This window comes from Streptomyces sp. NPDC006326 (genome assembly GCF_040612915.1).
Classification (GTDB): Bacteria; Actinomycetota; Actinomycetes; order Streptomycetales; family Streptomycetaceae; genus Streptomyces.
Genome location: NZ_JBEXRC010000072.1, coordinates 1 through 23428, shown reverse-complemented (window position 1 = coordinate 23428; position 23428 = coordinate 1). Strand labels below are relative to the sequence as shown.

The window sequence follows — 23428 nt, the reverse complement described above, 5'->3', positions numbered from 1 at the left end:
GGCGGCCTGCACCAGCGTCGCGGACGTCGCGTGGCCCGGCCGGGCGTGTGGGCGGGGGCCCGCCGGCGCCACCGCGCCCGCGCCTCGCGCGCGAGCGGCAGGTACCGCAGCCGCTCCGGCAGCAGCGGCACCAGGAGCCGTACGGCCGTGCTGAACCGCCGGAGCCTGCGCTCCTGGGCCGGGGTCCACTCCAGCCCGATGGCGGCGCGCGCGTCGGGCGGCATGTAGCCGACGGTGACGAAGGCCCGCAGCCGCAGGAACGCCCTGCGCAGCACCGGCCAGGTGAGCCGCAGCAGCAGCCGCACCGGCAGGGAGCCGCCCTCGGGCCGCGGCAGCGGCACGTCGGTGGCGACCAGTTCCCGGGCGACCTTGGTGGGCTCGATCTCCTCGGCGAGCATCCGGCGGTAGTACGGCCAGTACTCCTCGATGCTCTGCGGCATGTCCCGGTCGCGCAGGCCGAGGATCCGGCCCACCTGGAGCCACTCCCGGTAGAGCTGCCGCTCCTGGGCGGGGGTGAAGCGGCGCAGCAGGTAGCGCCCGGCGTGGAGGTAGACCGGGAAGCCGGTGGCGTGCACCCAGGCGTAGCAGGCGGGGTCGAGGGAGTGGTAGCGCCGCCCCCGGGTGTCGACGCCCTGGATGTCCTTGTGCAGCCGGCGCACCCTGCGCCCTTCGGCGGCGGCTTCGGGCCCGCCGTAGACCCACAGCTGCACGGAGCGCAGCGAGCGCTCACCGCGCCCCCAGGGGTCGGTGCGGAAGACCGAGTACGCGTCGACCCCGGCGCCGATGGCGGGATGGGCGACCTGCATCGTGAAGGCGGCGGGCAGCATCAGCAGCGCCCGGACGTCGCCGGAGATGGTCCACAGCACCCCGCCGGCCGGCGGCGGCTCGGGCTCGCGCGCGGCCGCGGTGCGGGGGCCGGGGCCCGGTCCGGGGGTGGGGAGCTCTGTCTTCCTCATGGTTCAAGTATGCGAGCGCCCAAGCGCCGCGCCCCGGACAGAAAGTCTTGTCACGGGTGTTACCCAGAGGTAACCGCGGCTGCTTGGATGACGGGGTCGATCTCCCCCGCAGGAATGATGGAGACCTCATGCTGCACAGCAAGCACACCGGTCGCCGCGCCGCCGTCGCGGCCGTCGCGGCGACGGCCGCCGCAGCGCTGACCCTCGCCGGCGCCCCGGCCGCCACCGCCTCGGAGAGTGCCACGGCTCCCCGGCTCAGCGTCCTGACGTACAACACGTTCCTGATGAGCAAGAACCTCTACCCCAACTGGGGTCAGGACCACCGGGCTTCGGAGATACCCAGGGCCTCCTTCTTCCAGGGGCACGACGTGGTCGTGCTCCAGGAGGCCTTCGACAACGGGGCCTCGGACGCCCTGAAGGCCAACGCCTCGGCCCGGTACCCGTACCAGACCCCGGTCGTCGGCCGCAGCAAGAGCGGCTGGGACGCCACGGGCGGTGCCTACTCCTCCACCACCCCGGAGGACGGCGGCGTCACGGTGCTCAGCAAGTGGCCGATCCTGCGCAAGGAGCAGGTCGTCTACAAGGACGCCTGCGGCGCCGACTGGTGGTCCAACAAGGGCTTCGCCTATGTGGTGCTGAACGTGAACGGCACCAGGGTCCACGTGGTGGGCACCCACGCCCAGTCCACCGACTCGGGCTGCGCCGCGGGCGAGGCGGCCGACATGCGCGCCCGCCAGTTCCGGGCGATCGACGCCTTCCTGGACGGCAAGAACATCCCGGCCGGCGAACAGGTCATCGTCGCGGGGGACATGAACGTCGACTCGCGCAGCCCCGAGTTCGCCTCGATGCTCGCCAACGCCGACCTCGCCGACGCGGACACGCGCACGGGCCACCCGTACTCCTTCGACACCGCGCTGAACTCGATCGCCCACTACCGCTACCCGAGCGACCCGCGCGAGGACCTGGACTACGTCCTCTACCGCAAGGGCAACGCCCGCCCCGCGGGCTGGGAGAACAACGTGGTCAAGGAGGAGTCGGCGCCCTGGACGGTCTCCAGCTGGGGCACGTCCTACACCTACTCCAACCTCTCGGACCACTACCCGCTGATCGGCAGGTAGCCTCCGGCCCCCGCCGCACCCGGTCCGCCCGCCGGGTGCGGCGGCTCCTGCACGCGGTCCCGGGCGGGGTCAGTCCGCCGCGTGCGGCTCGGCGTACAGGGCGTCGATCAGCGCACCGTACTTCTCCCGCACGATGCGGCGGCGCAGCTTGAGCGAGGGCGTCAACTCCCCGGACTCCGGGCCCCATTCCTCGGCCAGCAGCCGGTACCGCTTGATCTGCTCGGTGCGGTTGAGGCGGGCGTTCGCGGCCTCGACGGCGCGGGCGACCTCCTCCCGGACGGCCGGGTGGCGGGCGAGCAGGGCCGGTGAGCCGGCCTCGATGCCCCGCGCGGCGGCCCAGGCGGGAGCCATCTCCGGGTCCAGGACCAGCAGGGCGACCAGGTAGGAGCGGCCGTCGCCGTGCACCAGGGCCTGGCCGATCAGCGGGTGCTCCTTGACGGTGTTCTCCACCAGGGCCGGCGAGACGTTCTTCCCGGTCGAGGTGATGATCAGCTCCTTCTTGCGGTCGGTGAGCCAGAGGAAGCCGTCCTCGTCGATGCGGCCGACGTCCCCGGTGGCGAACCAGCCCTCGGCGTCGTGCGCGCGCTCCACCGAGCCGTCCGGGCGCAGGTAGCCCGCGAAGACGGTCTCGCCCCGCGCGAGGATCTCCCCGTCCTCGGCGAGCCGCAGTTCCAGCCCCTCGATCGGGCGTCCGACCGAGCCCAGCCGGAAGCCGTCCGGGCTGTTGACGGTGCACACGCCGGAGGTCTCGGTGAGCCCCCAGGCGTCCATGATGGTGATCCCCCAGCCCGCCCAGAACCGGACCACGTCGATCGGCATCGGTGCGGTGGCGCTGGCCGTCCACAGCAGCCGGTCCAGCCCCGCCCGGCCCAGCAGCGGGTCCAGCACCCGCTCCTTGGCCTCCGCGTACGAGGCTTCGAGCGCGGCCGGAACCGCCTCGCCGCGCTCCCGGTGGCCGGCGCGGGCGCGGGCGACGTCGTTCGCGGCCTCGATGGCCTCCCGCTGGCCGGCCGGGAGCCGGGACAGCACCGCGCGGACGGACGCGGCGAGTTTCTCCCACACCCGGGGTACGCCGAAGAACTGCACCGGACGCAGCTCGCGGACGGCGAGCGCCACGGCGGCCGGGTCGGCGACGAGGCGTACGTGCGCGGCCCGCAGCAGCGGCAGGTAGATGCCGAGGATCCGCTCCGCGATGTGCGCGAACGGCAGGTAGCAGATGTGCTCGGCGTGCTCGGGCAGTTCCACCCGCCGGTCGAGGCGCACGGACTGGAGCAGGATGTTGCGGTGGGTGAGCCGGACGCCCTTGGGGTCGCCGGTCGTGCCCGAGGTGTAGACGACGGTGAGCGGGTCCTCGGGGCGGGTCTCCCGCCACGCCTTCTCGAAGGCGTCGGCGCGGTGCAGCCGGGCGCCGCTCGCGTACAGGGAGCCGTACGTGCCGTGGGGACTGCCGCCGGCCAGGCTGTCGGCCTCGGCCACGACGAGCCGCTCCAGCGGCACGGTGGCGTCGGCGAGCAGCGGTTCCCACCGGACCAGTTCGCGGGCGCCTTCGACGAGGGCGAACCGGGCCCGGCTGTGGCGGGCGATGTGGGCGATCTGCTCCGGCGCGGAGGTCCCGTACACGGTGACGGGGACGGCGCCGAGGTGGACAAGGGCGAGGTCGCTGAGCCAGTGCTCGGGGCGGTTGCCCATCATGATCAGGACGTGTTCGCCGCGTTCGACGCCGAGCGCGGCGTACCCGGAGGCGAGGACGGCCACCGTGCGGCGGACTTCCGACCAGGTCAGCGTCGTCCATTCGGTTTCGCCCGTACGCCACGAGAGGGCGGGCAGACCGCCGTGTTCGGCGGCGTTGCGGGCGAGCAGGGCGGGGAGGGTGAGTTCTCCGGCGGGTCCGGGCAGTCGCAGGTTCGTGGTCATGGGCAGCTCCTGGCCGTTTCACATCGTTGGTGCGACAGCAATACTGTTGAAGCTGTACCGAGGCTGGACGACTGAAAAGCGTGCGCAGCAGAGAGCGAGGCGGAGACCATGACCACCCAGGCACCCGGGCCCGCGCTCACCGTCGACGAGCTCGCCGCCCGGGCGGGTGTGACCGTCCGCACCGTACGGTTCTACAGCACCCGCGGCCTTTTGCCCCCTCCCGTGATCGGGCCCCGTCGGGTGGGCCACTACGGCCCCGAGCACGTCTCGCGGCTCGCGCTGATCGAGGAACTGCAGCACCAGGGCATGACGCTGTCGGCCATCCAGCGCTACCTGGACGCGCTCCCGGACGACCTGAGCGCCCACGACCTGGCGATCCACCGGGCGCTGGTGGCCACATGGGCCCCCGACTCGGCGCTGGAGTCCTCCCGGGAGGAGCTGGAGAAGCGGGCGGGGCGGACGCTGACGGACGGCGATCTGCGGCGGCTGACGGCGATGAACGTGGTGGCCCCGACGCCGGAGGGCTTCCGGGTGGACGTGGGGCTGCTGCGGCTCGGCGTCGCGCTGCTCGACGTACCGATCGCCCACGAGACGATCCTCGTGGCGCGCAAGGTGCTGCTGGAGCACGCCCGGACGGCGGCGCACGAGCTGACGGCGCTGTTCCGGGACGAGGTGTGGGGGCCGTTCACGCGGGGCGAGAGCGATCCGGAGCGGGTGGAGTCGATGAAGGCGCTGTCCGCGCACATGCAGCCGATGGTGGTGCAGGCGCTGGTGACCGCCTTCCAGCGGTCGCTGAAGGAGGAACTGCGGGCGGCGTTCGTCTCCGGCGAGGACTGACGGCGGACCGGTGACGGACGACGGGGGTCCGGCGACGGCTCCCCTTGCCCGCGCGGGCCCTGGTCGTGCTGGGTACGCTGGAGAGGAATCCCCGCGTCCGCCAATCCCTCCTCGATCGGGCGGTCCCGGCCGCGACGGTCCATCGGCGATTCCGCCGCCCGGCGTGGCACCGCTCCCAGCGCGCACCGGGCGGGTGACACCGACATGGACCTCAACACCATCACCGAAGTCGTGCGGCCGCCTTCCGACCGCCCCGGCGCCGACTGGCGGGCGGGAGACGCCTGGCTCGCGGGCGGCACCTGGCTGTTCTCGGCCGAACAGCCGGAGCTGCGCAGGCTGGTCGACCTCACCGCGCTGCCCTGGGAGCCCCTCGTAGCGAGCAGCGCGGGCCTGGAGATCGGCGCGACGTGCACCATCCGCGACCTGCACGCCTTCGTACCACCGCGCGACTGGCTCGCGGGCGGCATGATCGCCACGGCCTGCGAGGCCTTCCTGTCCTCGTTCAAGGTCTGGAACGCGGCCACCGTCGGCGGAAACATCTGCATGTCCCTGCCCGCCGGCCCGATGATCACGCTGACGGTCGCGCTGGAGGCAGGGTACGAGCTGTGGGCCGCCGACGGGTCCGTGCGCACCGTGGACTCCCTCCACTTCGTGACCGGCGACCACCGCAACGTCCTCGCCCCCGGCGACGTGCTGCGCCGCATCCGGATCCCGGCGCACGCCCTGCGCAAACGCGCCGCGCACCGCCGCTTCACGCTCACCCGGCTCGGCCGTTCGACCGTGTTCCTCATCGGTACGCAGACCCCCGGAACGAGCGATCTGCTGCTCACCGTCACCGCAGGCACCACGCGGCCCGTCCGCTTCGCCTTCGACACCATGCCCGATGCCGGGACCCTGCAGGAGAGCATCGACGCCGTCCCCGCCGACGTCTGGTTCGCCGACCCCAACGGGACGCCCGACCACCGTCGCCACCTGACACGGCACTTCGCCGAGGAGATCCGCGGCGAACTCATGGCCGGGAGTTCGCCATGACCTACCTCGTGAACGGCAGGAGCTTCGACGAAGAGCCGGCCCCCGGCCAGTGCCTGCGCACCTTCCTGCGCGCCCTCGGCCACTTCGGCGTCAAGAAGGGCTGCGACGCGGGCGACTGCGGTGCGTGCACGGTGTGGCTGGACGGCGTCCCGGTGCACAGCTGCATCACCCCGGCCTTCCGCGCGGAGGGCCGGGAGGTGACCACGATCGAGGGCCTCGGCTCCCCCGGCGACCTGCATCCCGTGCAGCGCCGGTTCCGGGACGCCCCCGGGTTCCAGTGCGGCTTCTGCACCGCCGGGATGATCATGACAGCTGCGACGTTCACCGAGGACCAGAAGAGGGACCTGCCAAGGGCGTTGAAGGGCAACCTCTGCCGCTGCACCGGCTACCGGGCGATCGAGGACGCCGTGAACGGCGTCGTCGGCGTGCAGTCGGCCGCCCCCGGAAAGGCCGTGGGCACCAGCGTCGGCGCACCGGCGGCCGAGGAGGTGGTGACCGGCCGGGCCGAGTTCACGATGGACACCCGCATGGAGGGCATGCTGCACCTGAAGGTGCTGCACTCGCCCCACGCGCACGCCCGGATCGTCTCGGTCGACAAGAGCGCCGCGCTCGCGGTCCCCGGCGTGCACCGCGTCTACACCTGGGAGGACGTGCCCCGCAGGCGCTTCACCACGGCGATACACACCGATCACCTCGTGGACCCGGACGACACCTACATCCTCGACGACACGGTCCGCTTCGTCGGCCAGCGCGTCGCCGTCGTCCTCGCCGACACGGTCGGTGCGGCCGAGGAGGGCTGCCGGAGGCTGGCCGTGGACTACGAGGTGCTGCCCGCGGTCTTCGACCCCGAGGAGGCCATGGCCGACGGCGCGCCCCGCCTGCACGGTTCGGAGGACCCCTTCGTGCGCGACTCCGTCCACAACCTGCTGCTGGAGATCCATTCGCACATCGGCGACGTCGACGCCGGCTTCGCCGCGGCCGACGTGGTCCACGAGGGCACGTACTTCTCACCGCGCGTCCAGCACGCGCACCTGGAGACCCACGGCTCCATCGCCTGGATGGAGGACGGGGTGCTGAACGTCCGCACCAGTTCGCAGTCGCCGTCGATCGCGAAGGTCAAACTCTCCTACCTCTTCGCGCTCCGCCCGGACCAGCTGCGCGTGTTCTGCAAGCGCGTCGGCGGCGGTTTCGGCGGCAAGCAGGAGGTCATCTCGGAGGACCTCGTCGCGCTCGCCGCCCTGGACACCGGGCGGCCCGTGTGCCTGGAGTACACGCGCGAGGAGGAGTTCACCACGGCTTCGCCACGGCACCCGATGAAGCTGACGGTCAAGCTCGGCGCCAAGGCGGACGGCACGCTCACGGCGTTCCAGGTGCGCAACGTGTCCAATACGGGCGCCTACGGCAACCACGGCGGCGAGACGCTCTACGCGGGCGGCGCCGCGGTCATGATGTACCGCTGCCCCAACAAGAAGTACGACGCGTACTCCGTCTACACCAACACCGTCCCGAGCGGGGCGCTGCGCGGGTACGGGATGACTCAGCCGGCCTTCGCCGTGGAATCGGCGATGGACGAGCTGGCCCTGGCCCTGCACATGGACCCGCTCGAACTGCGACGCCGCACCATCGTGCGTCCCGGTGATCCGCTCGTCGCGATGCACGAAGGTCCCGACGACGTGACGTTCAACGAGGACGGGCTCGCCAAGTGCATCGACCTCGTGGCCGGTGAGCTGGCCCGTACGGCCGATCAGCCGTCCCCCGGTCCCGGGTGGATGGTGGGGGTCGGCGTGGCGAGTTCGATGCACGAGACCGCGCCCCCGACGGAGCACATCTCCGAGGCCTGGGTCACGCTCGGCGACGACCTCGTGTACGAAGTGGCCGTCGGCACCGTCGAATTCGGCGAGGGCACGTCGACCGCGCACGTGCAGATCGCGGCCGCCCAGCTGGGCACGACACCCTCGCGGATCCGCCTGGTGCAGTCCGATACCGCCCACACGGGATTCGACACCGGCGCCTTCGCGAGCGCCGGGCTGTTCGTGGCGGGCAACGCGGTGCTCCGGGCGGCCAACGCGGTGCGCGACCGCATCCTGGAGTTCGCCGCCGCGCACACGGGCGTCCACGTCGTGATGTGCTCGATGGACGACGACCACGTCATGTGCGGGGACGAGCGGGTCCCGCTCGCCGGGCTGGTCGCCCTGGCCCGGGCCCGTGGCATCCGGTTCACCGCCGCCCGCAAGGCCTACGGCTCGCCCCGCAGCGTCACCTCCAACACCCAGGGCTTCCGGGTCGCCGTCCACCGGATGACGGGCGAGATCCGCATCCTGTACAGCGTCCAGGCCACCGACGCCGGCGTGATCATCAACCCGGAGCAGGTCCGGGGACAGGTGGACGGCGGTGTGGCCCAGGGCATCGGCTTCGCGCTGACCGAGAACCACCGGGTCGACGCGGACGGTGTCATGGTCAACCCGAACCTCCGCAACTACCGGATCCCCACCTACGCCGACGTGCCCCGCACCGACGTGCTGCTGGTGGGCTCGTCGGACTCCGTCGGGCCCATGCGGGCGAAGGGGATGGCGGAATGCTGCATCAACCCGGTGGCACCGGCCCTGGCGAACGCGCTCCGCGACGCCACCGGTGTCCGCTACCGCGAGCTGCCCCTGACTCCGGAGCGGATCTACAGCCGGCTGGGTGAGGGCCAGGCGGCACGGACGGGCCCGGGACGATGACGCCCTCGGGGCCCGCGAAGCCCGCACGACCCGCGCGGACGGCCGAGGCGGCGGAGGCGGCGGAGGCGGCGGCCACGGTCATCATCGGCCGCAAGGTCCGGCCGGGCATGGAGCGCGCGTACGAGAAGTGGCAGGAGGAGGTCAACGCCGCCGCCGCCCGGTACCCCGGACACCTCGGCGCGGAGGTCTCCCCGCCCACCGACCTGCAGCCCGACTGGGTGGTCGTCTTCCGTTTCGACTCGGTCGCCCACCTCCAGGCGTGGATCAACGGCGCCACCCGGCAGCGGTTCCTCGACATCGGCGAGGAGCTCTTCGACGGCCCCGGGACCCAGCAGGTGATCAGCGGCGGCACGCAGCCGACGGACCCGCTCGTGACCGTCGTGGTGACCCACCGCGTCCGCCCCGACCACGTCGACGACTTCCTCGACTGGCAGCGCCGCATGACCGAGGAGGAGAGCAGGTTCGAGGGGTTCCGCGGCACCGAGATCTTCCGCCCCGTCGAGGGCCTGCAGGACGAATGGACCACCCTCTACCGCTACGACAACGCCGAACACCTCGACGCCTGGCTGACGTCGGAGAAACGGCGGCAGATCCTCGCCGAGGGGGAGAAGTTCGACGACTTCAGGCTGCGCACGATCGACAACTCGTTCGGCAGCTGGTTCGCCTTCGAGGAGAACGGCAGGGAGGCGCCGCCGCCCTCGGAGGCCAAGACCTCCATCGCGGTGTGGGTCGGCCTGTACCCGACCGTCGTGCTGCTGGCGCTCGCCCTGTCGCCGCTGAAGTGGCCGATCTGGCTCGGACTGCTCGTGGGCAACCTGCTGTCGAGCCTCATCATGAGCTTCATCACGATGCCGTACTACGTGAACCCGCTGCTCAGGAGGTGGCTGCGGCCCTCACCGGACGAGTCGCGGGCGCGCACCAACGCGGTCGGGCTCGGCATCGTCGCCGCGGCGATGGCGTTCTGGGTCGTCGTCTTCTACCTCGTCACGCGGCAGTTCTGGACCCTGCCCTGAACGGGCGCCGCGCAGCGGCAAGGCCGGCCGGAGGGGATCCGGCCGGCCTTCCCGCTCACCGGGCACCGGGCACCCGGCACCCGGCACCGCGTCGCCGTACTAGTCGGCGTACGTCTCCCCGCGCTCGGCCTTCTCGATCAGCGAGGCCGGCGGGGTGAACCGCTCGCCGTACTGGGCCGCCAGCTCACGCGCCCGGGCCACGAATCCCGGCAGGCCGCCCTCGTAGCCGTTGATGTACTGGATCACCCCGCCGGTCCAGGCCGGGAAGCCGATGCCCATGATGGAGCCGATGTTGGCGTCGGCGATCGAGGTCAGGACGCCCTCGTCGAGGCAGCGGACGGTGTCCAGCGCCTCGGAGAAGAGCATCCGCTCCTTCATGTCCTCGAAGGGGATGCCGGCGTCGGGCTTCGCGAAGTGCTCGCGCAGGCCGGGCCAGATGCGGGCGCGCTTGCCCGCCTCGTCGTACTCGTAGAAACCGGCCCCGCCGCTGCGCCCCGGACGGTCGAACTCGTCGACCATCCGGTCGATGACCGTGTCGGCGGGGTGGGCGGTCCACTCCCGGCCCTCGGCCTCGACGGCCTTGCGGGTCTCGTTGCGGATCTTGCGCGGGAGGGTCAGGGTGAGCTCGTCCATGAGGGACAGCACCTTCGCCGGGTAGCCGGCCTGCGCCGCGGCCTGCTCGATCGAGGCCGGCTCGATGCCCTCGCCGACCATGGCCACGCCCTCGTTGATGAACTGGCCGATGACGCGCGAGGTGAAGAAGCCGCGCGAGTCGTTGACCACGATCGGCGTCTTGTTGATCTGCCGTACGAGGTCGAAGGCGCGGGCGATGGCCTCGTCGCCGGTGCGCTCCCCCTTGATGATCTCCACGAGCGGCATCTTGTCGACGGGCGAGAAGAAGTGCAGGCCGATGAAGTCGGCGGGGCGCCGCACCCCTTCCGCGAGCCCGGTGATGGGCAGCGTGGAGGTGTTGGAGCAGAGCAGCGCGTCCGGCGCGATCACGTCCTGGACCTCCTGGAACACCCGGTGCTTGAGCGCGGTGTCCTCGAAGACCGCCTCGATCACGGCGTCGCAGCCCGCGAGGTCGGCGGCGTCCGCGGTCGGGGTGATCCGGGCGAGCAGCTCGGCGCGCCGGGCCTCGGTCGTACGGCCCTTGGCGAGCGCCTTGTCGAGCAGCTTCTCGGAGTACGCCTTGCCCTTGGCCGCGGCCTCGGGGGTGACGTCCTTGAGCACGACCTCGATGCCCGCGCGGGCGCAGGAGTAGGCGATGCCGGCGCCCATCATGCCGGCGCCGAGGACGGCGACCTTCCTGACCTTGCGCGGCTCGACGCCGCGGGGGCGGCTGCGGCCGGCGTTGACGGCCTGCAGGTCGAAGAAGAACGCCTGGATCATGTTCTTGGCGGTCTGCCCGGTGACCAGCTCGGTGAAGTAGCGGGCCTCGATGGTCAGCGCCGTGTCGAAGTCCACCTGGGCGCCCTCGACGGCGCAGGCGAGGATGTTGCGCGGCGCCGGGTAGGGAGCCCCGTTGAGCTGCTTCTTCAGGTTGGCGGGGAACGCCGGGAGGTTCGCGGCGAACCGCGGATTGGAAGGCGTACCGCCGGGGATCTTGTAGCCGGGGACGTCCCAGGGCTGCTTCGACTCGGGGTTCGCGTCGATGAAGGCGCGGGCCTTGGCCAGCATCTCCTCGGGCGTGGCGGCCAGTTCGTGGACGAGGCCGTTGTCCAGGGCGCGCTGCGGGTTGTACTGGGTGCCCTGGAGCAGCACCTTGAGCAGCGCGTCGGCGATGCCCATCAGGCGCACGGTACGGGTGACGCCGCCGCCGGCCGGGAGCAGGCCGAGGGTGACCTCCGGCAGGCCGATCTTCGAGCCGGGGGCGTCGAGGGCGATGCGGTGGTGGGAGGCCAGGCAGATCTCGTACCCGCCGCCGAGGGCGGCGCCGTTGATGGCGGCGACGACCGGCTTGCCGAGGGTCTCGATGCGGCGCAGCGAGGCCTTGATGGCGGTGCCGGTGTCGAAGGCGAGCTGCGCGTCCTCGGGACGCAGCCGGATCATGTCCTTGAGGTCGCCGCCCGCGAAGAAGGTCTTCTTGGCGGAGGTGAAGATGATGCCCCGGATGGAGTCCTTCTCGGCCTCGGCGCGGTCGGCGACGGCCGCGATGGAGTCCTTGAAGGCCTGGTTCATGGTGTTGGCGGACTGGTCGGGGTCGTCGAGGACCAGGGTGACGACGCCGGTCTCGTCCTGCTCCCAGCGGATCGTGGTGGACTCGCTCATGTTCGCTACTTCCGTGTCGGGGGTGGGCTCGGGGTGCAGGACGGGTTCAGAGGCGTTCGACGACGGTGGCCACGCCCATGCCGCCGCCGACGCACAGCGTGGCGAGGCCGTAGCGCTTGTCCTGGCGCTCCAGTTCGTCGACGAGGGTGCCGAGGATCATCGCGCCGGTGGCGCCGAGCGGGTGGCCGAGCGCGATGGCGCCGCCGTTGACGTTGACCTTGTCGAGGGACAGGCCCATGTCCTTGACGAAGCGCAGGACGACGCCGGCGAAGGCCTCGTTGATCTCGACCAGGTCGATGTCGTCGATGGTCAGGCCGGCCTTGGCGAGTGCCTTGCGGGTGGCCGGGGCGGGACCGGTGAGCATGATGGTGGGCTCGGAGCCGGACACGGCGGCCGAGACGATCCGGGCGCGCGGGGTCAGGCCGGCCCGCTCGCCCGCCTCGCGGGAGCCGATGGCGACGAGGGAGGCGCCGTCGACGATGCCCGAGGAGTTGCCCGCGTGGTGGACGTGGTCGATCTTCTCGACCCAGTGGTACTTCTGGAGGGCGACGGCATCGAAGCCGCCGAGCTCGCCGATGTCGGCGAAGGAGGGCTTGAGCTTGGCGAGGGTGTCGGCCGTCGTGCCCGGGCGGATGAACTCGTCGTGGTCCAGGACGACCAGGCCGTTGCGGTCGGTGACCGGGACCACGGAGCGTGCGAAGCGGCCCTCCTTGACGGCGGTGGCGGCGCGCTCCTGGGAGAGGGCGGCGTACTCGTCCACGTCGCGCCGCGAGAAGCCCTCGATGGTGGCGATCAGGTCGGCACCGATGCCCTGGGGGACGAAGTTGACGTCCCAGTTCGTCATCGGGTCGTTGAACCACGCCCCGCCGTCGGAGGCCATCGGGACCCGGGACATGGACTCCACGCCGCCCGCGAGGACCAGGTCCTCCCAGCCGGAGCGGACCTTCGCGGCGGCCAGGTTGACCGCCTCCAGACCGGAGGCGCAGAAGCGGTTCTCCTGCACCCCGGCCACCGTGTCCGGGAGCCCGGCGGCGATGGCCGCGATCCGGGCGATGTCGGAGCCCTGGTCGCCGACCGGGCCGACGACACCGAGGACGATGTCGTCGATGGCGGCCGGGTCCAGTCCGGGGTTGCGCTCGCGCAGGGCGTGGATCAGGCCGACCACCAGGTCGATCGGCTTGGTGCCGTGCAGGGATCCGTTGGCCTTGCCGCGGCCGCGCGGCGTGCGGATCGCGTCGTACACGTACGCTTCGGTGCTCACTGGTCAAGCCTTTCGAGGGAGGGTTCAGCCGGTCGTGCCGGCCGGCCGGTGGTGCCGGTCTCAGCCGAGCAGGGAACGACCGATGATCTCCTTCATGATCTCGGTCGTACCGCCGTAGATGGTCTGGATGCGGCCGTCGGTGAAGGCCCGTGCGACCCGGTATTCGCTCATGTAGCCGTATCCGCCGTGCAGTTGCAGGCAGCGGTCGGCGACCCGCTTCTGGAGCTCGGTGGCCCACCACTTCGCCATCGAGGCGTGGACGTGGTCCAGCTCGCCGTTCGAGTGGTCGACGATGCAGCGGTCCAGGAAGGCGCGGGTGACGGCGCACTCGGTGGCCATCTCCGCGATCTCGAACCGGACGTGCTGGAGCTTGGAGAGGGGCCGGCCGAAGGCCTCGCGCTCCTTGACGTACCCGGTGGTGATCTCCAAGAGGTACTCGGCGGCGGCGATGCCGGCCATCGCGATGCCCATGCGCTCCTGCGCGAGGTTGGTCATCAGGTGGACGAAGGCGCCGTTCAGCTCGCCGAGCAGGTTCTCCTTGGGCACGCGTACGTCGTGGAAGAACAGCTCGGCGGTGTCCTGCGCCTTCTGGCCGATCTTGTCGAGGTTGCGGCCGCGCTCGAAGCCCTCCGTGCCGCGCTCGACGACCAGCAGGGACAGGCCGTGCGCCCCGCCTTCGGGGGTGGTCTTCGCGACCACGATCACCAGGTCGGCGAGGATGCCGTTGGAGATGAAGGTCTTCGACCCGTTGAGCACCCAGTGGTCCCCGCGGTCCTCGGCGCTCGTGCGGATGCCCTGGAGGTCCGAGCCGGCGCCGGGCTCGGTCATCGCGATGGCGGTGATGGTCTCGCCCGAGCAGAAGCCGGGCAGCCAGCGCTGCTTCTGCTCCTCGGTGGCCAGCGAGGTCAGGTACGGCCCGATGATGTCGTTGTGCAGGCCGATCGCCAGCCCGGGCGCACCCGCCCGGGTGAACTCCTCCGCGATCACCGCGGCGTAGCGGAAGTCGGTGTTCCCGCCGCCTCCGTACTCCTCGGGGACGGCCAGGCCCAGCAGGCCCTGCCGGCCGGCGGCCCGCCAGGCCTCGCGGCTGACGATGCCGTCCTTCTCCCACTGCTCGTAGTGCGGCAGCACCTCCTTGGCGAGGAAGGTGCGGACGGTCTCGCGGAACGCCTCGTGGTCGGCGTCGAAGATGCGGCGTTGCATCGGGGCCCCCTAGAGCCAGCTCTTGACGGTTTCGATCAGTCGGGCCGGCTCGGGGCCGACGGGCGTGACGTTGAGCATGGTGACCCCCGCCGCGCGGAAGGCCTCGACCCGCTCGCGTACGTAACTCTCCGGTCCGCACAGCGTCATGAGCTCGCAGAACTCGTCGGGGACGGCGGCGGCCGCGTCGCGCTTGCGCCCGGAGAGGTAGAGCTCCTGGATCTTCCGGGCCTCCTCCTCGTAGCCGTAGGCGACGGCCAGGTCGTTGTAGAAGTTCTTGCCGACCGCCCCCATCCCGCCGACGTACAGGGCGATCTGGGGCCGGGCCCGGTCCCGTACGGCGGCGGCGTCCTCGCCGATGGCCAGCAGACCGCCCGCGACGGTTTCGAGCGGGGCGAGCTCCGGGGAGCGCCGGGCGGCGCCCTCGGCGAGGGAGGCTCCCCACACGGCGCCGGCCTTCTCGGGGATGTAGAGGGTGGGCAGCCAGCCGTCCGCGATCTCCGCGGTCATCCGCACGTTCGCCGGGCCGAGCGAGGCGATGTAGACGGGGACGCGGTCGCGGACCGGGCGGGTGAGCAGCTTCAGCGGCTTGCCGTGCCGGCCGCCCTTCTCGGGCGGCAGCGGCATGTCGGTGATGCCGTGGTGGTCGATGGTCTCGCGCCGCCAGATGCGACGGCACAGCTCGACCGTCTCGCGGGTGCGGCCGAGGGGCCGGTCGTACGGTGTGCCGTGCCAGCCTTCGACGACCTGCGGCCCGGAGGCCCCCAGGCCCAGCAGGGCCCGGCCGCCGGACACGGCGTCCAGGCCGGCCGCCGTCTGGGCGATGAGGGCGGGTGTGCGGGAGTAGACGTTGAGGATGGCGGAGCCGATCTTCAGGCGCTCGGTGCGGGCCGCCAGATATCCCATGATCGTCGGGGAGTCGAAGCCCCAGGCCTCGGCGACCCACACCGCGTCGAGGCCGGCCGACTCCAGCGCCGCGGCCTCGTCGGCGGCGCGGCGCGGGTCCCCGGCGTAGTCGAGCATCATGGACAGTTCCATCAGGCGTCCCCGTCCTTCCCGAGCAGGCCCGGCACGTTCCAGTCGCGGGCCACGGATGCGGTGTCGGCTCCCGGCAGGGCCGGACCCGAGGTGACGGCGCCGGGGGTCGCGGAGAAGCGGGGCGCCGGTGCGGGCTGGGTGATCCCGCCGACGTCCGTGAAGGTGGCGCGGGCGGCCAGGTGGGGATGGTGCGGGGCCTCGCGCAGGGACAGCACGGGCGCCACGCAGGCGTCCGTGCCCTCGAAGACCGCCGTCCACTCGTCGCGCGTACGGGACTTGAAGCATGCGGCGACGGCCTCGCGCAGCTCTCCCCAGCGGGCCAGGTCCTTGCGGGCGGGGGCCCGGTCCTCGATGCCGAGCAGCTCCACGAAGGTGTCGTAGAACTGCTGCTCCAGCGCTCCGACCGCCATGTACTGGCCGTCGGAGGTCTCGTAGGTGCCGTAGAAGGGGCAGCCGCCGTCGAGCAGGTTGGCTCCGCGGCGGTCCTGCCAGCCGCCCGCGGCCATCATGCCGTGGATCATGGCGGTGAGGTGGGCGGTGCCGTCGACGATGGCCGCGTCGACGATCTGGCCGGTCCCCTCGGGGGTGCCGGCGTGCCGGAGGGCGGCGAGGACGCCGATGACCAGGTAGAGGGAGCCGCCCGCGTAGTCCCCGACGAGGTTGGCGGGGACGGCCGGGGCACCGCCCGGATCGCCGATCATGCCGAGGGCGCCGGTGACGGCGATGTAGGCGATGTCGTGTCCCGCCGTGTGGGCGAGCGGGCCGTCCTGGCCCCAGCCGGTCATCCGGCCGTAGACGAGCTTCGGGTTGCGGGCGTGGCAGTCGGCCGGGCCGACGCCGAGCCGCTCGGCCACGCCGGGGCGGAAGCCCTCGATGAGCACGTCGGCCCGCTCCGCGAGCTCCAGTACCCGGGCGCGGCCCTCGGGGGACTTCAGGTCGACCAGGACGGAGCGCTTGTTGCGGTTGGTGACGTCGTAGGCCGGGTCGATCGCGAGGCCGCCCCCGCCCGGGCGGTCCACCCGGACCACGTCGGCACCCAGGTCGGCGAGGAGCATGGCGGCGAACGGGCCGGGGCCGATGCCCGCGAGTTCGACGACGCGCACGCCCGCGAGCGGGCCCTTGCCTGGCACTGCCATCGAACCTCCAGCATCCGTAGCCGACGCGCTGTGTGACACAACTGATGTAACACCGGTGATGCTAGGAACGTGTTCCACTTCGCACAAGAGCAAGCGCTTAGCCGTTTGACGCGTTCCGGGCGTCGAGCTCCTTCAGGTGCCGCTTGAGGGCCACCGTGCGGTAGCTCTCCTCCACCCACTCGCACAGCACCTCCACGGACGGCGCGCCCTTCTCCCCGAGCGGGAGGGAGACCCAGCCCGCCCGCCCCAGCCCGTACCCGGTCGGCTCCGCCCCCGGGGCGGTCATCGCATGGCCGTGGAGGGCCTCGTCCTTGAGCTTCACGGAGAGCCCGGGCGCGCCGGGGCCGTCCGCGTTGCCCAGGAAGACGAAGATCTTCTTGTTGACCTTCACCACGCAGTCCTCCGGACCCCACGGGTACTCCTCGACCGCCTCCGGCAGGCCCCGGGCGAACTCCCGCACCGCCTCCCACTTGCGCACCGCAGCCTTCATGGACGCCTCCACTCACCGCAGGCCGCGGCCTGCGCGCACGGACAGTCGCCCCCACGCTAACGCCGGGCGCGGACACCGGCCGGGCAACCGGACCGGAGGCCGGCCGGGGGCGCGGCCGGCCGACACGGAAACCCCTGTGAGCGGGTGCCGGGCGGCTATGTACTCTGGGCGGGTTTCCGGCCCTGATCAAGGGCCGCACCGACATGTGGGGGGACTCGGTGTCTCATCGCCGAATCGCAGCAACCGCCGCCGTTCTCGCGGCCGGCATATCCTTCGTACCGGGCACGGCCCACGCGGCCGACGGCCCGGTGGACGGCAAGGCGCACGGGGTCAGCGCACCCGACCTGGCCGCGGCCAAGGCGTCGAAGCTTCCGGCCTTCACCAGCCCGGCCGGCCACGCCGTGAAGTCGGCCGCCCCGGCGTCCGGCGCCTCCAAGGCCGCCGCCGCGCAGGCCCAGGGCACCGCCGCCGAACCGACGTACACGGTCGCGCTGAACGGCAAGGCCACCAGCGCCCACGGGATCTCGCTGGAGACCAGCGTCACGGGCGAGCCCGGCCAGAGCCTCTCCGTCACCATCGACTGGGGCGACAACGGGTGGAAGCAGAGCTTCGGCGTCAGCGGATCCCGCGTGGAGACGATGCCGCACAACTACGCCGAGGTGGGCACGTACCTCATCACCGTCACGGTCGAGGACTCCGCCGCCCAGACCTCGGTCACCAACACGCTCACCGTCACCACCGCGGGGTCCGACTACACCCCGTACGGCCCGACCCGCCTCCTCGACACCCGCTACGGGACCGGCGCCGCGCAGCACAAGGTCGCCCCGTACAGCCCGGTCCGCGTGAAGATCGGCGGCAACGGGGGCATCCCGGCCGGTGTGACCGCCGTGGCCCTCAACGTCACGGTCACCGGCACCACCAGCGGGGGCCACGTCACGGCCTACGCCAGCGGCGGCTCGCTCCCGACCACGTCGAACGTCAACTTCGCCCCGGGACAGACCGTCCCGAACCTGGTCATCGTGCCGGTCGGCGCCGACGGCTACGTCAACCTCTACAACGGCGGCTGGGAGTCGGTCGACCTCATCGCCGACGTCGCGGGGTACTTCACCCACACCGCGTCCAGCGGCTACACCCCGATGGCTCCGGCCCGCTTCGTCGACACCCGCTCGGGCCTCGGCACCGCCCGGGGCCAGCTCGCCGGCTACGGCACCTTCAGCACCCAGATCACCGGTCTGCGCGGCGTCGGGGCGAACGCCACGGCCGTGGCGCTGAACGTGACGGTCACCAACCCCAGGAGCGACGGCCACCTGACCGTCTACCCGAGCGGGCAGTCGGCGCCCACCGCGTCCAACGTGAACTTCACGACCGGCCAGACCATCGCCAACTCGGTGATCGTCCCCGTCGGCCCGGACGGCAAGATCAACGTGCGCAACGGCGGCTGGAACCCGGCCGACGTCATCGTCGACGTCGTCGGCTACTACAGCCCGACCAGCACGAGCGCCTACCGCCCCACGGAGCCGTTCCGGCTGCTCGACACCCGCGACACCAGCGACTGGGCCTGGGGCCCGCTGGGCGGCCGCGGCTACGTCTACATGCCCCTCGGCTCGAAGTACCCCAACGACAGGGGGTACGTGCTGAACACCACGGTGACCAACACCAGGGACAACGGCTACCTCGCCGTCACGCCGGACCCGAACACCAAGGAGGCGTACGACAACGGCTGGGACGTCTGGCCGCCCGAGCCCACGTCGTCCAACCTGAACTGGACCGTCGGCAAGACCGTGCCGAACCTGGTCCAGGCGAGCACCGGCTCCACCGGGGTCATCGACTTCTGGAACCAGAGCGACGGCGACATCGACCTCATCGTCGACATGTTCGGCTTCTACGAGGACAACTGAACCCCGCGCAAGCCCTGTTCACAGCGCCCCGGAAGCGGCCTCCACGCCGCTTCCGGGGCGCTGCCCGCCGTGGCGGCGGCCACGGGGCGGGGGCCCGTGAGCGGCCGCTCAGGAGCTATGTACTCTGAGCGGGCTTTCAGCCCTGCTCAAGGGGCTCATGAACCATAGGGGGCTCGGTGTCATACCGCCGACTCGCAGCATCGGCCGCCGTTTTCGCGGCCGGCATTTCTCTCATACCGGGCATGGCCCACGCGGACGGCGCCCCGGCCGACGGCAAGGGCCACGGCGTGAGCACGCCCGACCTGGCCGAGGCCGGCCTGTCGAAGGGCACCAAGTTCACCAGCCCCGCCTCGAAGTCGACCCGGCAGACCCTGCCGGCCGCCAAGAGCCGGACGTCGGCCCCGCAGACCCTGGCCGCGGACGGCGCCACCGCCACCGCCGCCGGCAACCCGACCCTCGCCGTCGGCCTGGAGGCCTTCGCCCTCAGCGCGCACGGCATCGAGCTGGAGACCTCCATCACCAGCGCGGACACCCCGCTCGACGTGACCGTGGCCTGGGGCGACGGCACCACGAGCCCGGCCACGGCCAACGGCACCGAGGTCGTGGTGTCGGACCACACCTACGCCGAGGTCGGCACCTACACGGTCAAGGTGACCGTGACGGACAAGGCCGCCAACACCTCCGTCAGCAACGAGGTCGCGGTCAGCACGGAGGGCTCCGACTACACCGCGTACGGCCCGACCCGCCTGCTGGACACCCGTAGCGGTACGGGCGCCCCGAAGGCCAAGGTCGCCCCGTACACCTCCTCGCGGCTGAAGATCGGCGGCAACGGCGGCATTCCGGCCGGCGTCACGGCGGTCGTCCTGAACGTCACCGTCACCAACACCACCAGCGGCGGCCACATCACCGCCTTCGCCGACGGCGACGAGCGTCCGACCACCTCGAACGTCAACTTCGTCCCGGGACAGACCGTCCCCAACCTGGTCATCGTGCCGGTGGGCGAGAACGGCTACGTGGACCTCTACAACGGCGGCTGGGAGTCGGTCGACCTCATCGCCGACGTCACCGGTTACTTCACGCACACCGCCTCCAGCGGCTACACCCCGCTGACGCCGGCCCGCTTCGTGGACACCCGCTCGGGCCTGGGCACCGCCAAGGGCCAGCTCGCCGGCTACGGCAGCTTCAGCACCCAGATCAGCGGCGTGGGCCAGGTGCCCGCCTCCGGCGTCACGGCCGTGGCGCTGAACGTGACGGTCACCAACCCCAGGAGCGACGGCCACCTGACCGTCTACCCGAGCGGGCAGTCGGCGCCCACCGCGTCCAACGTGAACTTCACGACCGGCCAGACCATCGCCAACTCGGTGATCGTCCCCGTCGGCCCGGACGGCAAGATCAGCGTCCGCAACGGCGGCTGGAACCCGGCCGACGTCATCGTCGACGTCGTCGGCTACTACAGCCCCAAGAGCACCAGCGCCTACCTGCCCTTCGCACCCGTCCGCGCCATCGACACCCGCGAGGGCAACGAGGGCCCGCTGGACGGCCGCAACTACATCTGGGCGGACCTCGCTGCCGGCCAGCCCGACATCAAGGGCTTCGTCCTGAACACCACCGTGACCAACACGAAGGACACCGGCTTCCTCGCCGTCACGCCCGACCCGAACTCGCTGGAGGCCTACGACGGCAACACGGCCGTCCGGCCGCCGGAGCCGAACTCCTCCACCCTGAACTGGACCGTGGGCAAGACCGTCCCGAACCTGGTCCAGGCCGGTACCGGCACGACCGGCATCGTCGACTTCTGGAACCAGAGCTACGGCGACATGGACCTCATCGTCGACGTCTTCGGCATGTACGAGGACAACTGAACCACCGGTAAGCCCTGATCACCGCGCCCCGGGACCGGCCACACGCCGATCCCGGGGCGCCGGTCGTGCACCGTCCGCCCCGCGCTAGCCTCAGCCACCAACAGCGAGCTGGGAGGAGCCGTGATGAACGAAGAGGTTCAGCAGACCGATCGGGCCGCCACGGGCGGCGGCGAACGGACGTACGACATCGTGCTCTTCGGCGCGACCGGGTTCGTGGGCGCCCTGACCGCCGCCTACCTCGCCGCGCACGCCCCCGCCGGCTGCCGTTGGGCCCTCGCCGGCCGGGACCCCGGCAAGCTGGAGCGGCTGCGCGAGCAGCTCGCCGCGCTCGACCCGGCCTGCGCGGACCTGCCGCTGCTCCGGGCGGACGCGGCGGATCCGGACGCCGTACGGGAGCTGGCCGCCTCCACCCGGGTCCTGGCCACGACCGTCGGCCCGTACGTCCTCCACGGGGCGGAGCTCGTCGCCGCCTGCGCCCGGGCAGGCACGGACTACGTGGACCTCACCGGCGAGCCGGAGTTCGTGGACCGGATGTACGTCGCACACGACGCGCGCGCCCGCGAGACCGGGGCGCGGCTGGTGCACGCCTGCGGTTTCGACTCGATCCCGGCCGACCTGGGCGCCTACTTCACCGTCGGGCAGCTGCCGCAGGGGGTTCCCCTCCAGGTGGACGGCTTCATGCGGTCCAACGCCCTCTTCTCGGGCGGCACCCTCGCCTCCGCCCTCACCGCGATGGGCCGCGGGCCGCAGACCCTGGCCGCGGCCCACGAGCGGCGGCTGCACGAGCCCCGGCTGCACGGCCGAAGGGTACGGGGACCGCTGGGAGCGCCGCGGTTCAGCCGGGAGACCGGCACCTGGGCCCTGCCGCTGCCGACGCTGGACGCCCGGATCGTGACCCGCTCGGCGGCCGCGCTGGAGCGGTACGGCCCGGACTTCCGCTACCGGCAGTACGCCTCCGTCAAGCACCTCCCGGTCGCCGTGGGCGGTACGGCGGCGGTGGGCGCGACGGCGGCCCTCGCGCAGGTCCCGGCCGCGCGGCGGTGGCTGATGAACCGCTGGGAGCCGGGCCGGGGCCCGGACGCGGAGCGGCGCGCCCGCAGCTGGTTCACCGTCCGCTTCGTCGGCGAGGGCGGCGGCCGCCGGGTGTTCACCGAGGTCTCGGGCGGCGACCCGGGCTACGGGGAGACCGCCAAGATGCTGGCCGAGTCGGCCCTGTGCCTGGCCTACGACGCCCTGCCGCAGCGGGCCGGCCAGCTCACCACCGCCGTCGCGATGGGTGACGCCCTGCTGGACCGGCTCCAGAAGGCGGGGATCCGCTTCCGGGTGGCCCACGCACGGTGAGTTCGGGCCGCCGGGGTCAGGAGGCCTCGCGCAGCGCCCGCCTGCACAGGGAATCGGCGTGCCGGGTGGTTTCGGGGATCCGGAAGCGCGGGCTCAGCGCGAGGGCGTGGGCGCAGGCGTTGTCCAGCGAGACCCGGTGGCCGACGGACACGTACACCGGCTTGATCCCGTCCTGGGTCCGCAGCGCCCGCCCGACGACGGATCCGTCGGCCGCGAGCAGCGGGGCCGCCTCGCCCCGCCGGGCGCCCGGCTCGTCGTAGGTGAAGGTGAACGGGTTCTTCGCGACGCCGATGCTGGGCAGCCCGGTCACCACCCCCAGGTGGCAGGCGAGACCGAAGCCCCGCGGATGCGCGAGCCCGTAGCCGTCGCACACGACGAGTCCGGGCGGGGCGGCCAGCGCGTCGAGGGCGGCGAGCACAGTGGGCAGCTCACGGAAGGCGAGCAGGCCCGGGACGTACGGGAAGCTGACGTGCCCGACGGCGGTCGCCTCCTCGACGACCTCCAGTGTGGCCGCGTCGAGGACGACGGCCGCGGCGGCGACCAGGTCGCGCTCGTCGTCGTAGGCCACGTCCACACCCGCGACGAGCCCGCGCCCGGGCGGCGGCCCCGGCTCGTCGAGCACGACGTGATGGCGCAGTTCGTCCTGTATCGCCCGGGCCTCGGCCGCGTCGGCGGGGGTCTTCACACTCGTCATGAGCAGCGAGAGTAGCCTGGCGATCATGTTCGTCATGGAGCTCACCTACACCGCGCCCGTCGAAGCCGTCGAAGAGGAGATGGACGCCCACATCGCCTGGCTGGACTCCTACTACGCGTCGGGCGTCTTCCTCGCCTCGGGCCGCAAGGTCCCGCGCGACGGAGGCGTCATCCTGGCCCACGGAATCTCCCGCGCGGAGGTCGAACGCATCGCGGAGGAAGACCCCTTCACCGTGGCCGGGGTCTGCACGTACCGCATCACGGAGTTCATCGCGACGAAGACCTCGACGGACCTGTCCCCGGTCCGCGAACGCCCGGTCACCTAGAAGCGACCCCCTGCCGCAGAGCCCCGCCGGGCTGATGGTCATGAAGTGCCGCACCCGCCACCGGATCGCCCGCCACCGGATGGCCCTGCCCCGGGCCGGCACCGCCTGCGGCTCGACCGGACGAGGCTCCACAGGACCCCTCGACCCCGAACGAGGAACCGGGCACCGGAAACCGGCCCGCCCATCCCTGACGGGCCCGCCCCGGAACACGTGCCCCCGGCCATTCCTCGGGGGCTTCCCGGCAGTCTGTTGTCTTTCCGGGGCGGGCCGGGCGGTCAGGGGTGGCCGAAGGCCATCGCGAAGCGACGCGACGAAGGAG

Annotated in this window: 18 protein-coding genes; 9 read left to right on the top strand and 9 right to left on the bottom strand. The window is 72.1% G+C overall.

Features of this window, described 5'->3' with window-relative positions; translation table 11 throughout:
• Positions 1–956 (bottom strand): oxygenase MpaB family protein (locus ABZ128_RS33520; RefSeq protein WP_356853434.1); only part of this gene is annotated, 956 nt, incomplete at its 3' end.
• 128 nt (positions 957–1084) lie between these two features.
• Here ABZ128_RS33520 and sph point away from each other — a divergent pair.
• Positions 1085–2074, top strand: a complete 990-nt coding sequence (gene sph / locus ABZ128_RS33515; protein ID WP_356853432.1) for a sphingomyelin phosphodiesterase — start codon at positions 1085–1087, stop codon at positions 2072–2074.
• A 69-nt stretch (positions 2075–2143) separates the two neighbouring features.
• Here the strand turns inward: sph and ABZ128_RS33510 are convergent, their stop codons facing one another.
• Positions 2144–3988 (bottom strand): AMP-dependent synthetase/ligase, encoded by a 1845-nt coding sequence (locus tag ABZ128_RS33510; protein ID WP_356853431.1) that lies wholly within the window; start codon positions 3986–3988, stop codon positions 2144–2146.
• Positions 3989–4096: 108 nt separating this feature from the next.
• On the opposite strand from ABZ128_RS33510, the gene ABZ128_RS33505 reads away from it, so the two are divergent.
• The 4 genes from ABZ128_RS33505 (at position 4097) to ABZ128_RS33490 (ending at position 9593) form a co-directional block, all read left to right on the top strand.
• Entirely contained in the window at positions 4097–4825 is a 729-nt protein-coding gene (locus ABZ128_RS33505; protein WP_356853429.1) for a MerR family transcriptional regulator, read from the top strand.
• Between the two features lie 204 nt (positions 4826–5029).
• Positions 5030–5857 (top strand): FAD binding domain-containing protein, encoded by an 828-nt coding sequence (locus ABZ128_RS33500; RefSeq protein WP_356853427.1) that lies wholly within the window; start codon positions 5030–5032, stop codon positions 5855–5857.
• The gene (locus ABZ128_RS33495) at positions 5854–8580 is read left to right on the top strand and encodes a molybdopterin cofactor-binding domain-containing protein (RefSeq protein WP_356853426.1); all 2727 of its coding nucleotides are present in this window, start codon (positions 5854–5856) and stop codon (positions 8578–8580) included. Before ABZ128_RS33500 ends, ABZ128_RS33495 begins: the two co-directional genes overlap by 4 nt.
• Positions 8577–9593: an antibiotic biosynthesis monooxygenase gene (locus ABZ128_RS33490; RefSeq protein ID WP_356853425.1), complete on the top strand. Its 1017-nt coding sequence runs from the start codon at positions 8577–8579 to the stop codon at positions 9591–9593. The genes ABZ128_RS33495 and ABZ128_RS33490 overlap by 4 nt, the downstream gene beginning before the upstream one ends.
• Positions 9594–9692: 99 nt before the next feature.
• Here the strand turns inward: ABZ128_RS33490 and ABZ128_RS33485 are convergent, their stop codons facing one another.
• The 6 genes from ABZ128_RS33485 to ABZ128_RS33460 form a co-directional block, all read right to left on the bottom strand.
• Entirely contained in the window at positions 9693–11864 is a 2172-nt protein-coding gene (locus ABZ128_RS33485; protein ID WP_356853424.1) for a 3-hydroxyacyl-CoA dehydrogenase NAD-binding domain-containing protein, read from the bottom strand.
• 46 nt (positions 11865–11910) lie between these two features.
• On the bottom strand, positions 11911–13125 hold the full coding sequence (locus ABZ128_RS33480) for an acetyl-CoA C-acetyltransferase (RefSeq protein WP_356853423.1): 1215 nt from the start codon (positions 13123–13125) through the stop codon (positions 11911–11913).
• 60 nt (positions 13126–13185) lie between these two features.
• A complete protein-coding gene (locus tag ABZ128_RS33475) occupies positions 13186–14328 on the bottom strand; it encodes an acyl-CoA dehydrogenase family protein (RefSeq protein ID WP_356853421.1) in 1143 nt (380 codons plus the stop codon).
• A 9-nt stretch (positions 14329–14337) separates the two neighbouring features.
• Positions 14338–15363: an LLM class F420-dependent oxidoreductase gene (locus tag ABZ128_RS33470; RefSeq protein WP_356853420.1), complete on the bottom strand. Its 1026-nt coding sequence runs from the start codon at positions 15361–15363 to the stop codon at positions 14338–14340.
• Positions 15363–16499: a CaiB/BaiF CoA-transferase family protein gene (locus tag ABZ128_RS33465; RefSeq protein ID WP_356853418.1), complete on the bottom strand. Its 1137-nt coding sequence runs from the start codon at positions 16497–16499 to the stop codon at positions 15363–15365. Before ABZ128_RS33465 ends, ABZ128_RS33470 begins: the two co-directional genes overlap by 1 nt.
• 97 nt (positions 16500–16596) lie before the next feature.
• Positions 16597–16989, bottom strand: coding sequence for an MmcQ/YjbR family DNA-binding protein (locus ABZ128_RS33460; protein WP_356853417.1), 393 nt, complete (start codon positions 16987–16989; stop codon positions 16597–16599).
• Positions 16990–17207: 218 nt separating this feature from the next.
• Between ABZ128_RS33460 and ABZ128_RS33455 the strand changes: the two genes are divergently transcribed.
• The 3 genes from ABZ128_RS33455 to ABZ128_RS33445 all read left to right on the top strand — a co-directional run bounded on the left by ABZ128_RS33455 (position 17208) and on the right by ABZ128_RS33445 (position 22090).
• The gene (locus ABZ128_RS33455) at positions 17208–18887 is read left to right on the top strand and encodes a hypothetical protein (protein ID WP_356853415.1); all 1680 of its coding nucleotides are present in this window, start codon (positions 17208–17210) and stop codon (positions 18885–18887) included.
• Positions 18888–19129: 242 nt separating this feature from the next.
• A complete protein-coding gene (locus ABZ128_RS33450) occupies positions 19130–20749 on the top strand; it encodes a PKD domain-containing protein (RefSeq protein ID WP_356853414.1) in 1620 nt (539 codons plus the stop codon).
• Between the two features lie 123 nt (positions 20750–20872).
• A complete protein-coding gene (locus ABZ128_RS33445; RefSeq protein ID WP_356853413.1) occupies positions 20873–22090 on the top strand; it encodes a saccharopine dehydrogenase NADP-binding domain-containing protein in 1218 nt (405 codons plus the stop codon).
• Between the two features lie 16 nt (positions 22091–22106).
• Here the strand turns inward: ABZ128_RS33445 and ABZ128_RS33440 are convergent, their stop codons facing one another.
• Positions 22107–22784, bottom strand: a complete 678-nt coding sequence (locus ABZ128_RS33440; RefSeq protein ID WP_356853411.1) for an endonuclease V — start codon at positions 22782–22784, stop codon at positions 22107–22109.
• Positions 22785–22809: 25 nt separating this feature from the next.
• On the opposite strand from ABZ128_RS33440, the gene ABZ128_RS33435 reads away from it, so the two are divergent.
• Positions 22810–23109, top strand: coding sequence for a YciI family protein (locus ABZ128_RS33435; RefSeq protein WP_356853435.1), 300 nt, complete (start codon positions 22810–22812; stop codon positions 23107–23109).
• Positions 23110–23428: the final 319 nt, after the last annotated feature.